Origin of the sequence: Nonomuraea sp. NPDC050153 (assembly GCF_044460125.1) — a bacterium.
Taxonomy (GTDB): Bacteria; Actinomycetota; Actinomycetes; order Streptosporangiales; family Streptosporangiaceae; genus Nonomuraea.
Map to the genome: position 1 here is coordinate 19,073 of NZ_JBITJQ010000046.1, position 12,961 is coordinate 32,033.

General features: G+C 70.7%; 10 protein-coding genes. 6 read left to right on the forward strand and 4 right to left on the reverse strand.

Going from position 1 to position 12,961, the window contains the following annotated elements:
• Positions 1–87 precede the first annotated feature (87 nt).
• Together purQ and purL are read left to right on the forward strand one after the other, a co-directional pair.
• Positions 88–771 (forward strand): phosphoribosylformylglycinamidine synthase subunit PurQ, encoded by a 684-nt coding sequence (purQ, locus tag ACIBQ1_RS55680; protein WP_397291079.1) that lies wholly within the window; start codon positions 88–90, stop codon positions 769–771.
• Positions 768–3,083, forward strand: a complete 2,316-nt coding sequence (gene purL / locus ACIBQ1_RS55685; protein WP_397291081.1) for a phosphoribosylformylglycinamidine synthase subunit PurL — start codon at positions 768–770, stop codon at positions 3,081–3,083. The genes purQ and purL overlap by 4 nt, the downstream gene beginning before the upstream one ends.
• 52 nt (positions 3,084–3,135) lie before the next feature.
• Here the strand turns inward: purL and ACIBQ1_RS55690 are convergent, their stop codons facing one another.
• Entirely contained in the window at positions 3,136–3,849 is a 714-nt protein-coding gene (locus tag ACIBQ1_RS55690) for a hypothetical protein (RefSeq protein ID WP_397291083.1), read from the reverse strand.
• A 194-nt stretch (positions 3,850–4,043) separates the two neighbouring features.
• On the opposite strand from ACIBQ1_RS55690, the gene ACIBQ1_RS55695 reads away from it, so the two are divergent.
• The 3 genes from ACIBQ1_RS55695 to ACIBQ1_RS55705 are packed head-to-tail and all read left to right on the forward strand — an operon-like array spanning position 4,044 to position 8,270.
• Positions 4,044–6,056, forward strand: a complete 2,013-nt coding sequence (locus ACIBQ1_RS55695; protein WP_397291085.1) for an adenylate/guanylate cyclase domain-containing protein — start codon at positions 4,044–4,046, stop codon at positions 6,054–6,056.
• 33 nt (positions 6,057–6,089) lie between these two features.
• A complete protein-coding gene (locus ACIBQ1_RS55700) occupies positions 6,090–6,752 on the forward strand; it encodes a Crp/Fnr family transcriptional regulator (protein WP_397291087.1) in 663 nt (220 codons plus the stop codon).
• Positions 6,753–6,800: 48 nt separating this feature from the next.
• The gene (locus ACIBQ1_RS55705) at positions 6,801–8,270 is read left to right on the forward strand and encodes an MFS transporter (RefSeq protein WP_397291089.1); all 1,470 of its coding nucleotides are present in this window, start codon (positions 6,801–6,803) and stop codon (positions 8,268–8,270) included.
• Here ACIBQ1_RS55705 and ACIBQ1_RS55710 read toward each other — a convergent pair.
• The gene (locus ACIBQ1_RS55710) at positions 8,231–8,977 is read right to left on the reverse strand and encodes a methylenetetrahydrofolate reductase (protein ID WP_397291090.1); all 747 of its coding nucleotides are present in this window, start codon (positions 8,975–8,977) and stop codon (positions 8,231–8,233) included. The two genes, ACIBQ1_RS55705 and ACIBQ1_RS55710, sit on opposite strands and share 40 nt — an antisense overlap.
• Positions 8,978–8,987: 10 nt before the next feature.
• Positions 8,988–9,626 carry a TetR/AcrR family transcriptional regulator gene (locus ACIBQ1_RS55715; protein WP_397291184.1) on the reverse strand — a complete coding sequence of 213 codons (639 nt, stop codon included), beginning with the start codon at positions 9,624–9,626 and terminating at the stop codon, positions 8,988–8,990.
• Positions 9,627–9,721: 95 nt separating this feature from the next.
• On the opposite strand from ACIBQ1_RS55715, the gene ACIBQ1_RS55720 reads away from it, so the two are divergent.
• On the forward strand, positions 9,722–11,113 hold the full coding sequence (locus ACIBQ1_RS55720) for a DHA2 family efflux MFS transporter permease subunit (protein WP_397291185.1): 1,392 nt from the start codon (positions 9,722–9,724) through the stop codon (positions 11,111–11,113).
• Here ACIBQ1_RS55720 and ACIBQ1_RS55725 read toward each other — a convergent pair.
• Positions 11,080–12,954 carry an ABC transporter ATP-binding protein gene (locus ACIBQ1_RS55725; protein WP_397291092.1) on the reverse strand — a complete coding sequence of 625 codons (1,875 nt, stop codon included), beginning with the start codon at positions 12,952–12,954 and terminating at the stop codon, positions 11,080–11,082. The two genes, ACIBQ1_RS55720 and ACIBQ1_RS55725, sit on opposite strands and share 34 nt — an antisense overlap.
• Positions 12,955–12,961 lie beyond the last annotated feature (7 nt).

Here is a 12,961-nt window from a genome sequence, read left to right on the forward strand (position 1 = left end):
GATAATCTGAAGACACCGCCGCAGACCACCGTCCACCCGAAGAGACGGTGGCGCGTGCGCGCGCATTCCTCGGAGGGGACGACTGTCATGAGCGCTGCCCGTGTGGGCGTAGTCACGTTTCCAGGAACTCTCGACGACCAGGACGCCGCCAGGGCCGTACGCCTCGTGGGCGCGGAGGCGGTGCCGCTGTGGCACGCCGACCACGACCTGAAGGGAGTCGACGCCGTCTTCCTGCCCGGTGGCTTCTCCTACGGCGACTACCTGCGCTGCGGCGCCATCTCCCGGTTCGCGCCGCTGATGGACGAGCTCATCCCGGCCGCCAGGGCGGGGCTGCCCGTGATCGGGACCTGCAACGGGTTCCAGATCCTCTGCGAGGCCCACCTGCTGCCCGGCGCGCTGACCCGCAACGCCTCGCTCCACTACGTCTGCCGTGACCAGCGGGTCCGGATCGAGCAGACCAACACCTCCTGGACCGGTTCCTTCGAGCCCGGCCAGGAGATCGTCCTGCCCGTCAAGCACGGCGAGGGCCGCTACGTGGCCTCCGAGGACACCCTGGCCGCGCTGGAATCGGGCGGCCACGTGGTCGTGCGCTACATCGACGGCAACCCCAACGGCGCGCTCAACGACATCGCGGGCATCCGGAACGAGGCGGGCAACGTGGTCGGCCTCATGCCGCACCCCGAGCACGCGGTCGAGGACCTGGTCGGCGCGCCCAGCACCGACGGCCTCGGGTTCTTCACCTCCATCCTCAAGAAGCTGGTGAACGTATGACCGATAGTGTCAAGCGGGCGGGAGAGACGCCTGACGAGCCGATGCCCTTCGCCGAGCTGGGGATGAAGCAGGACGAGTACGACCGGGTCAAGGAGATCCTGGGTCGCCGTCCCACCGGCTCCGAGCTGGCCATCTACAGCGTCATGTGGTCCGAGCACTGCTCGTACAAGTCGTCCAAGGTGCATCTCAAGCAGTTCGCCACGAAGGCTCCCAAGTCCGAGGCACTGCTCGTGGGCATGGGCGAGAACGCGGGCGTGGTGGACATCGGCGACGGCTGGGCGGCCACGTTCAAGATCGAGTCGCACAACCACCCGTCCTACGTCGAGCCGCACCAGGGCGCGGCCACCGGCGTCGGCGGGATCGTCCGCGACATCATGTCGATGGGCGCGCGCCCGATCGCGGTGATGGACGCGCTGCGCTTCGGCGGCGCGGACGCCGTGGACACCCGCCGGGTCCTGCCCGGCGTGGTCGAGGGCATCAGCCACTACGGAAACTGCCTGGGCCTGCCCAACATCGGCGGCGAGGTCGTCTTCGACCCCTGCTACATCGGCAACCCGCTGGTCAACGCCCTGTGCGTGGGCCTGCTCCGCAAGGACCAGATCAAGCTGGCCACCGCGCCCGGCCCGGGCAACAAGGTCGTGCTGTTCGGCGCGTCCACCGGCCCCGACGGCATCGGCGGCGCCTCCGTGCTCGCGTCGGCGACCTTCGAGGACGAGTCGCACGCCAAGCGGCCCGCCGTGCAGGTGGGCGACCCGTTCATGGAGAAGCTGCTCATCGAGTGCTGCCTGGAGCTGTACGCGGCCGACGTGGTCGTCGGCATCCAGGACCTCGGCGCGGCCGGCGTGTCGTGCGCGACGACCGAGCTGGCCGCCAAGGGCACCGGCGGCATGCACGTCGACCTCAACCTCGTCCCGCTCCGCGACCCCTCGCTCAGGCCCGAGGAGATCCTCATGAGCGAGTCGCAGGAGCGGATGATGGCCGTGGTCCGGCCCGACGACATCGCGGCGTTCATGGCGATCTGCGACAGGTGGGACGTCCCCGCCACCGTCATCGGCGAGGTGACCGACACCGGCCGCCTGGTCATGACCTGGGACGGCGAGGTCATCGTGGACATCCCGCCGGGCACGGCGGCCGACGACGGGCCCGTCTACGAGCGCCCGTACCACGAGCCGTCCGGGCAGGCCGCGCTCAACGCCGACACGCCCGACCGGCTGGAGCGGCCCGCGGACCTGCGGGCCACGCTGTTCCAGCTCCTCGGCTCGCCCAACCTGGCCTCCAAGGAGTGGGTGACCTCCCAGTACGACCGGTACGTCCGCTCCAACACCGTGCTGGCCCAGCCGGCGGACGCGGGCATGCTGCGGATCTCGGAGGTCATGGCCCCGGAGCGCAGGAGCTCGGCCGGAGAGAGCGAAGCCAACGAAGGCCGAAGCGGGCGCGACCATAAGCACGCCGAGCCCACGACCCGGGGCATCGCGCTGTCCACCGACGGCAACGGCCGTTACGCCAAGCTCGACCCGTACGCCGGAGCGCAGCTGGCGCTGGCCGAGGCGTACCGGAACGTGGCCGTGACCGGTGCCAAGCCGCTGGCCGTGACCAACTGCCTCAACTTCGGCTCGCCTGAGGACCCCGAGGTCATGTGGCAGTTCGCCGAGGCCGTGCGCGGCCTGGCCGACGCGTGCCGCACCCTGGGCGTGCCGGTGACCGGCGGCAACGTCTCCTTCTACAACCAGACGGGCTCGACGGCCATCCACCCCACGCCGGTCGTGGGCGTGCTGGGCGTCATCGAGGACGTCGCCAAGCGGGTGCCGTCCGGGTTCACCGCCGAAGGGCTGAAGGTCGTGCTGCTCGGCGACACGCACGAGGAGTTCGGCGGCTCGGAGTGGGCACACGTCGCCCACCGCCACCTGGGCGGGCTGCCGCCCCGGGCCGACCTGCACGCCGAGCAGGCGCTGGCGACCGTGCTGGTGGAGGCCGCCCGTCGAGGGCTGCTGGAGGGCTCGCACGACCTGTCGGACGGCGGGCTGGCCGTCGCGCTGGCGGAGTCGTGCCTGGCGCGCGGCATCGGGGCCTCGGTGGCGCTGAGCGGTGACGCGTTCACCGACCTGTTCAGCGAGTCGGCCTCGCGGGCGCTGGTCGTGGTGCGGCCGGAGGCGTACGAGGAGTTCGCGTCGCTGTGCGGGCGCCACGAGGTGCCCTGCTACGGGCTCGGCGTGACCGGGGGCGCTTCGCTGGTGGTCGAGGACGTGTTCGAGGTGCCGGTCGAGGAGCTGCGGGAGACCCACTCGGCGGCCTTGCCGGCGCTGTTCGGCTGACGGTTTCAGGGAGGGCCGGTTCGGGACGCCCGTACCGGCCCTCTTTCGCGCGTTACGCCTTCTTCAGGCAGACCACGTAGACGGTGCCGACGTCCCCGAAGCCCAAGTCGTGCGCCTTGACGACCCAGGTGGAGGTTCCGCTCGGCGCGCTCATCGTGGCTCGGGCGCCGACCTGGTACAGCGTGAAGCCGCCACCGGTCGCCATGTCCCCGCCCTCACACGAGACCGAGCCCGAACCATTCTTGCCGATCGAGGCCGACTTGGTGTAGACCGTGACGTCGGCGCCGCCCGGGTCGCCCTTCGGGCCCGGCTTGCCGGGGAGGCCGTCCTTGCCGTCCTGACCGTCCTTGCCGGGGAGCCCGTCCTTGCCGTCCTTGCCGGGCAGACCGTCCTTACCGTCCGCGCCCTTCGGGCCCTGGGGACCGGTGTCGCCCTTGAGGCCCTGCGGGCCCTTCAGGCCCGTCTCACCCTTCGGCCCCTGCGGGCCGGCCGGGCCGGGCTCGCCCTTCGCGCCCGTCGCACCCTGCTCGCCCTGCTGGACCGTCGTCTGGGAGGCGCCGCCGATCAGGATCCGCACCTCCGTCTTCCGGCACTTGGTGTCGGGGTTGACGATGCGGGCGTACCGCGTCTTCTTGTGCACGCAGGCGTGCACCTCGCCGGCGGCCGACGATGCGGTGGCGACGCCACCGACAGTGAGGAGCGAGGCGGCCAGCGCCCCCACGGCGGCGAGGGTGAGCGTGCGCCCACCGCGAACCTTGTTAGCCACGGCTGTCCTTCCAGAACACGTGATGCTCATGTTGTCCACGAGATTCACGTTTCAATCGTTCTAAGAGATGACAGAAACTACATAACGTATCCGTCACGAAACAGAGGGCTACTGACCGGATTGACAGGATTCGGCGACTGCGGTGAGTAAAACGACGCATTGGCGGCGTCGATCTCCCGTGGATAATCAGGTCTGTGTCAACCCCGTACCTGCCTCCGGCCACCCAACCCGTTCGCGGCGTGGTCTGGGGAATCCACCTGGTCCTGCCACTGCTGGGGCTATGGCTGCTGCTCGCGCAGCCTAAGGTCAACATCATGTGGCAGCACAACGCCGGCCACTTCTGGATGATCATCACCGTGGCCGGGATCAACGTGGTCCTCGGCGTGATGATCAGCGAGGCGTCGCGGCGTCGTCAGGACGCCCGGCTGTTCCTCGTGTCCATGGTCTTCCTGAGCAGTGCCGGCTTCTTCTTCATGCACGGCCTGGCCACCCCGCAGATCATCCTGCCGATCGGCTCGCTGGGCTTCGACGTGGGCCAGCAGGTGGGGCTCTCCGTCGCGGCGACGTTCGCGTTCGCCTCGGCGCTGCCGCTGGGCGAGGAGGCGGCCAGGAAGGTGCTGGATGCCCAGCACTTCATCCGCTCCGTGCTGTTCGGCTTCATGGTCGTCTGGGGGATCACGTCGCTGGTCCCGGGGCTGACGCCGCTCAGCGAGCCGCCGATGGCCTCGCCGGTCGACTGGCTGGCCTGGGCGTCCGTGCCCGGCGTCCTGCTGTACGGCGCGGCAAGCGTGATGATGTTCCTGCTGCATCGCAAGCGCCCGTCGGCCATGCTCATCAGCCTGATCACGGCGTACGCGCTGCTGGCCGAGACCATGGTCGCCGGGATGTCGCAGCTCAACTGGCACCTGTCCTGGTGGGAGTGGCACGTGCTGCTCACGCTGGCCTTCGTCTTCGTGGCCTACAGCGCGTACCTGCAGTTCAGGCGGGAGGGGTCGAGCGCGGGCCTGTTCGACTCGGTGACGCTGGCGGCGACCGTGCGGCGCATCCAGCAGGACTACGACAAGGCCCTGGAGGAGCTGGTCGAGCACGTACGTCGGGGCGAGCCGCTGGCCGCGACCCGGATGTCGGGCAAGTTCCGGCTGAACGAGAGCCAGGTCGCGGTGCTCGACCGGGCGGGCGAGGCGCTGGCCCACGAGCGCGAGCTGTCCGGGCGGCTGGCCGCCCTGGTGGCCGTGAGCGCCCAGACCCGGGTGGGCCTGCCCGAGGACCAGCTCCTGGCCACGGCCCTGGACCGGGTGCGGCAGGCGTACGGTGACGTCAAGATCGGCCTGGTCGCGGAGGGCAAGGCGGAGATCGGCTCACGCGGGTACGAGTTCGCCGGCAACCAGCCCATCAAGCGGGACAACCTGCTGGCCTTCCCCCTGACGGTCAAGGGCCATCTGGCGGGCGTGCTGGAGGTGCCCGTCGGGCGCACGCACCAGGACGAGGCGCTGGCCGCCACGCTGGCCGGGCAGCTGTCCATCTCCCTGGAGAACGCCCGCCTCTACCGGGAGCTCGACACGCTCTTCCGGCAGTACATGTCGCCCGACGTGGCCAACGCCCTGCTGGCCGACCCGGCGCAGGCGGCGCTGGGCGGCGAGCTCAAGGAGCTGACCGCGCTCTTCGCCGACCTCAAGGGCTTCACGACGTTCTCCGAGAAGGTGACGCCGGGCGAGATCGTCGAGATGCTCAACCGCTACCACACGGCCGCCGTCCCCTGCATCCTCAACAACGGCGGCACGATCGTGCAGTTCGTCGGCGACGCGCTGCTGGCCCTGTTCAATGCCCCGGCCACCCAGGCGGGCCACGCGCGGGCCGCCTGCAAGGCCGCGCTGGAGATGCAGCGGGCCGCCGCCGAGGTGGCCGAGGAGATGGCCTGGAAGCGGGTTGACGACGTCCCGTGGCCGACGTTCCGGGTGGGCGTCAACACCGGTCCCGCGCTGGTCGGCAACATCGGCAGCCCGGAGCTGCGCGGCTTCAACGCCATGGGCGACTGCGTGAACGTGGCCGCCCGGCTGGAGGGCATCGCCGAGCCGGGCACGGTCGTCATCGGGGAGACGACACTCAGGCAACTGGGGCGTGGCGCGTCCGTGAACCCTCTGGGGCCGCTCAACCTCAAGGGCAAGGAAGAGCCGGTCGCCGCCTATGTTCTGACTGATTTGCAATAGAAGGGTGACTCCCGTAACGACATAATCGGGCGCATGGAGCCAGAGTCCGGCGAGTTTCTGTCCATGCTCACCGACGAGGAGATCGCGGCCCTGCGCGCGGCCGGCCGACCGCGACGGTGGGATCGCGGCACCACGGTGATCAACGAGGGCGACACGTCCGACTGGGTGCTCGTGCTGCTGGAGGGCCGGGTCAAGTGTTCGTCGCACACCAGCGCCGGCACCGAGGTCGTGCTGGCCGTGCGCGGCCCCGGCGCGCTGCTCGGGGAGATGTCGGCCATCGACGGATCGCCCCGCTCGGCCACGGTGACCGCGCTGGAGCCGATCGCGGGCATCGTGGTGCGGGACTTCTCGTCGTTCCTGGAGTCCCACGGGCGCATCGCCGTGCTGCTCATGCAGCTCGTCACCGGCAGGCTGCGGGACGCGGACAGGAAGCGCATCGAGTACGGCGCGTTCGACACCACGGGCCGGGTCGCCACGCGCCTGCTGGAGCTGGCCGACCGGTACGGCGAGAAGACCAACAGCGGGGTGCGCGTGGCGCTGCCCCTGTCGCAGGACGAGCTGGCCGGATGGACGGGCGCCTCCCGCGAGGCGGTCAGCAAGGCGCTGCGCACGCTGCGCGACCGGGGGCTCATCGAGACCGGGCGGCGGCGCGTGGTGATCCACGACCTCGACGGCCTGCGCAGGCGGGCCCGCTAGCCCCGCCCGCCAGATCCCGTACGTACGCCGTACGTCATAGTGGAGGGCATGGTCGCGGTCATTCCTCACGACGCCAGCCGCTTACGTTACGCCTGGCGGGTCTGCGCGGTCACCAGCCTGGGGTTGGTGCTCATCGGCATCGCCGGCAGCACGCTCAACGTCGCCCTCCCCACGGTCGTGCGGCACTTCCACGCCGACGCCCTGGAGTCGGGCTGGATCCTCCTGTCGTTCCTGCTGGTCAACACCGCGAGCCTGGTGTTCTTCGGCCGGGTGGCCGACCTGCTGGGCAGGCGGGAGGTCTACCTGACGGGGTTCGCGATCTTCACGGTGGCCTCGCTGCTGGCCGGGCTGTCGCCGGACGTGTGGTTCCTGATCGCGATGCGCGTGCTGCAGGCGATCGGCGCGGCGATGATCCTGGCGAACGGCACGGTGATCATCACGGACGCGTTCCCGCCCGACCGGCTGAGCCAGGGCATGGGCGTCTACATCGGCACGTTGTCGGTGGCGCAGCTGGCCGGGCCCACGCTGGGCGGGCTGATCGCGGAGACCGCGGGCTGGCAGTGGATCTTCTGGGTGAACGTGCCCGCCGGGCTGGCCGCGCTGACCGTGGGGGCGGTGCTCCTGCGCAGGATGCCCAGGCAGCCGAGGGAGCCCTTGGACGCGCTGGGCAACGTGCTGCTGTTCGCGGCGCTGACGGCGGTGCTGCTGGCGCTGTCGGAGGCGGGCTCGGGCGGGTTGTCCAGCCCGGTGGTGCTGACGGGGGTGGCGGTCTTCCTGGTGCTGCTGCCGCTGATCGTCCTGGCCGAGCGGCGCTCCTCGAACCCGGTGCTGGACCTGCGGCTGTTCGGCGGGCGGCTGCTGACCTACGCGAACCTGGCCTCGTTCTGCAACGCCCTGGCCCGCTCGGCGCTGATCCTCGTGGTGGCGCTGTACTTCCAGGCGGCCAGGGGCGTGGACGCGTTCGCGGCGGGGCTCAGCGTGCTGCCGGTGCCCGTCGGGATCGGGCTGGCCTCGCCGATCGTGGGCCTGCTGGGACGGAGGGTGTCGCCGTACGCGCTGTCCATCGGCGGGGCGGTGCTCAGCGCCCTCGGGCTCGGGACGCTGATGCTGACCGCCGATCCCGCCACCCCGTACTGGGTGATCGGGATCGGCCTGTTCGTGGCCGGCTGCGGCAGCGGAACGTTCCTGACCGGCAACACCACCCAGGTCATGCGGGCGCTGCCGACCGGCAGCCTGGGCGTGGTCAACGGGTTCCGCGTCATGATCATGAATGTCGGCATCGTGATCAGCGTCGGCCTGTCGCTCAGCGTCCTGACCGCCGCCGTGGGGCCCGGGCTGCGGGCCCAGGTCTACGCGGGCACGCTGTCCAGGCTGTCACCGGTGGCGGTGGGACAGCTCATGGACGGCTTCCAGCGCGCGTACGCCGTGCTGTTCGCCGTGGCCCTGGCAGGCGCGCTGTTCGCGGCTCTGGCGCGCCCTCAGAGGGCGGTGGCGAGCCTGGACTCCACGTCGCGGTAGCGGGAGACCGGGATGAGGTGGACGCCGTCGAAGGCGCCCGAGTCGCGCAGGGCGAGCACCTGCTCGCAGGCCGCCTCCACGCCGGCCATGCGGTCCGCGGCCACCTTCGCGATCAGGTCCTCCGGCAGGTCGATGTCGGGGATGGCGGCGGCCAGCATCCTGGCGTGACGCTCGCTGGCCAGCACCATGACACCCGCGTAGACCGGCACGTCCACCGGGTGGGTCTCGCGCCAGCGCAGCTGCGCCTCCAGCGAGAAGCCGACCTGGAGGAACAGGAAGTCGGCCGCGCGCTTCCAGGCGGGCAGCGAGCGCATCGAGGCCGCCGCGCCCAGCCGCATGCCGGGCGAGAACTCCCGGGCCTCCTCGATCATCGAGCGCACGGTGAGGTCGCTGGTCCGGTTGCCGCTCGTCGGCTTGTCGCCGTACACGAACAGGAACTGGTCCACCCCGTACGCCGCCGCCGTGAGCAGGTCGCGGCGGAAGCCCAGCAGGTTGCGGTCGCGCGAGTTGAGGCAGGCGATGCCGCGCCCGCCCATGGCCTCGACCTCGTGCGCCACCGCCACGCTCGACACCGTCGCGCGCCCGATGTGGTTGTCGGGGATGAGGAACGAGTGGGCGATCTTGCTCATCGTGCCGATCTGGTGTCTGACGTGCTTCAGATCGGGCTTGGTGGGAGGTTCGATCTCGCAGATCAGCTCGAAGGACATGATCGGGACTCTAGCCTTCGGGCGCGAGCGCCTCTATGCCGCTGAGCACGAGGTCGACGCCGAACGTGTCGTACAGCCCCTGCTCCGTCCCCTTGACCAGCGGTGAGGCCATCTCGACCAGGTACGGGTACGTCTCCTCCGGCAGCGACCGCAGGCCCGCCAGCTTGGCCCTGACCGCGTCCGGGTCGACGGTCTTGACGTGCACGGGGGCGTCGGCGATGGCGATGGCGCTCTGCAGCAGATATTTGCTGATCAGACAGCTCTCGTCGATGCCGAACCCGGCGCTGCGGGCCAGGCCGAGCGACTGGTCCCAGACGGCCAGGAAGTTCGGCACCTCGATGGGGTCGATCTGCTCGAGCACGCTCTTGGCACAGGGATGCGTGCGCAGCGTCCTGATCAGCCCCTCGATCAGGTCACGGAACTGCTCCCGCCACGGGCGCTCGTCGGCCTGCTTGGGCGCGAAGCCGCCGATCAGGTGGTCGGCCATGCCGACGAGCAGCTGCTCTTTGTTCTTGTAGTGCCAGTAGAGGGCCATCGGGGTCACGCCCAGGTCGGTGGCCAGGCGCCGGATCGTCACGGTGTCGAGCCCTTCGGCGTCACCGATCTCCAGGGCTCGCTCCGCGATCGCCTGCGCGGTCAGTTTTCCCATCACGGTTGACAACTATACGCTGTACAAGTTCAACTATACGACGTACAAGTACGGCGTATAGGAGGAATGACGTGCGGTGGTGGGCGTTGGTCGCGGTGACCTTGGGCACCTTCATGACTTACTTGGACAACAACGTCGGTAACGTTGCGTTGCCGACCATCCAGCGGGAGCTGGGGCTGACGATCTCGGGCCTCGAATGGATCGTGAGTTCGTACATCCTGGTCTTCGCCGGGCTGATGCTGGTCGGCGGCCGGCTGGCGGACGTGTTCGGGGCCCGCAGGGTGTTCCTCGGCGGGCTGGCCGTCTTCACGCTGGCCTCGATGGCGGCGGGGCTGGCCACGTCCGGCGCGGCGCTGATCGCCGCGCGGGCCGTCCAGGGCGTGGGGGCGGCGCTGCTCACGCCCACCGCGCTGACGCTGATCGGCCAGATCTTCCCCGACCCCGGCGAGCGCGGCAGGGCCGTGGGCATCTGGAGCGCCGCGGGGGCGCTCTCCATGGCGCTCGGGCCGATCACGGGCGGCTTCATCAGCCAGAACCTGCACTGGGGCTGGATCTACCTGATCAACGTGCCGATCGGCGTGGTGACGTTCGGGCTGGGGCTGTGGGCGGTCAGGCCCGCCTTCACCCGCGTGCGGCACCGGATCGACCTGCCCGGGCTGGCCACCTCCGCCCTCGCCCTGTTCGCCCTGACATATGCGCTCATCGAGGGTGAGAGCGCCGGATGGACCTCGCCGTCGATCCTGGCCGCGTTCGGCGTCTTCGCGGCGGCGGCGGTGGCGTTCGTGCTGGTCGAGGCGCGGGCGGCCGAGCCGATGATCGCGATCTCGCTGTTCGGGTCCAGGGTGTTCAGCGGCGGGCTGCTCACCAGCGGCATCTGGTCGTTCGGCGTGTTCGGGATCTACTTCTTCAGCGCCCTCTGGCTGCAGAACGTGCTCGGCTTCTCCCCCACCCAGGCGGGCGCGGCGTTCGTGCCGATGGCCCTGGTCATGGCCGTGATCGCGATCCTGTCGCAGCGGATCAGCGCGCGCATCGGCATCGGCCCCACGGTGGCGCTCGGCATGGCGCTCATGGGCACGGCGATCTACCTGCTCTCCGGCGTGGGCGCCGACGCCGACTACGCCGGCGTGGCCCCCTGGTTCCTGCTGTACGGGCTGGGCGGCGGCATGCTCGTGCCCCTGACGGCCGCGATCCTCGGCGGGATGCCCCAGGGCCGGTCGGGCGTGGCCTCGGGCGTCCTGAACGTCTCACGCGAGGTGTTCGGGCTGCTCGGCATCACCGTGCTGGGGGCGATCCTGAGCGCCAGGCAGAGCGGCAGCGACCGGGCGCCGCTGCTCGCCTTCCTGGACGCCTACCAGTTCACGCTGGTCATCGCGGCCGTCGTGGTGCTGGCGGCGGTCCCGGTCGCCCTCTATTCCCTGCGTGTTACCCGGCGTGAGGAGCCCCACGAGGAGCCTCAGGCGGCCGCGACCGTGGGCTCGTCGAACTGAGTGCGGTAGAGCTCCTCGTAGCGCCCGCCGGCGGCGAGCAGGTCGGCGTGCGTGCCGCGCTCGACCACGCGCCCGTCCTCGATCACCAGGATGAGGTCGGCGGCGCGGATCGTGGAGAGCCGGTGGGCGATCACCACGGCGGTCCGGCCTTCGAGCGCCTCCCCGAGCGCCGCCTGGACGGCCGCCTCGGAGGTGGAGTCGAGCGCCGCCGTGGCCTCGTCCAGGATCACGACCCTGGGCCTGGCCAGCAGCAGCCTGGCGATCGTCAGCCGCTGGCGCTCGCCGCCCGACAGGCGGTAGCCGCGCTCCCCCACGACCGTGTCGAGCCCGTCGGACAGCGACTCGATCAGGGTGGCCAGCCTGGCCCTGGCGAGGGCGTCCCAGATCTCGTCCTCGCTCGCCTCGGGCCTGGCCAGCAGCAGGTTCGCCCTGATCGTGTCGTGGAACAGGTGGCCGTCCTGGGTGACCATGCCGAGCGTGTCGCGGAGCGAGTCGGCGGTCAGGTCGCGCACGTCCACGCCGCCGAGCCGTACGGCGCCGGAGTCGACGTCGTACAGCCTGGGCAGGAGCTGCGCGATCGTGGACTTGCCCGCCCCGGACGAGCCGACCAGCGCCACCATCTGGCCGGGCTCGGCCCGGAACGAGACGCCGTGCAGCACCTCGACGCCGCCGCGGGAGTCGAGCGTGGCGACCTCCTCCAGCGAGGCGAGCGAGACCTTGTCGGCCGAGGGGTAGGCGAAGCGGACGTCGTCGAACTCGACGGCGACCGGGCCCTGCGGGACCTCGCGGGCGCCGGGCTTCTCCTTGATGAGCGGTTCGAGGTCGAGCACCTCGAAGACGCGCTCGAAGCTGACGACCGCGCTCATGACGTCCACGCGGGCGCTGGCGAGCGCGGTCAGGGGCGCGTACAGGCGGGTGAGCAGCATGGCCATCGACACGAGCGCGCCGGGTGCGAGCTGGTCGCGCAGGGCGTAGAAGCCGCCGAGCCCGTACACGAGCGCCAGGGCCAGCGCCGAGACCAGCGTCAGCGCGGTGACGAAGACCGACTGGGTCATGGCGGAGCGCACGCCGATGTCACGCACCCGCCTGGCCCGGCCGGCGAACTCGGCCGACTCGTGCGCGGGCCGGCCGAACAGCTTGACCAGCGTCGCCCCGGGCGCCGAGAAGCGCTCGGTCATCTGCGTGCCCATGGCCGCGTTGTGGTCGGCCGCCTCGCGCCGCAGCCTGGCGATCCGGGTGCCCATCCGCCGGGCGGGCAGCACGAAGACCGGCAGCAGCAGGAGCGCGAGCAACGTGATCTGCCAGGAGATGCCGATCATGGCGATCAGCGTCAGCGCGAGCGTCACGAGGTTGCCCGCCACGCCGGACAAGGTGTCGGTGAACGCCCGCTGCGCCCCGATCACGTCGTTGTTCAGGCGGCTGACCAGCGCGCCGGTGCGCGTCCTCATGAAGAACGCGACGGGCATCTTCTGCACGTGGTCGAAGACGGCCGTACGCAGATCGAGGATCAGGTCCTCGCCCAGGCTCGCCGACAACCACCGGTTGAGCAGCCCGAGCCCCGCCTCCGCCAGGGCCAGCCCCGCTATCGCGAGCGCCACCCCGACGACCACGTCCAGCGGCTCGCCGTTGAAGATGGCGTCCACCACCCGGCCCGCGAGCAGCGGGGACCCCACCGCCAGGCCCGCCATCGCCACGCTGAGCACCAGGAACAGCGCCAGCTTGCGCCGGTGCGGGCGCGCGAACCCGCCGATACGGCGGAGCGTCGCCCTGGAGACAGGGCGACGCTCCTTCTCGTTGTTCATCGAGTACAGCTGGTGCCAGGCGGTCATCTCCATGCTCATGGCATGG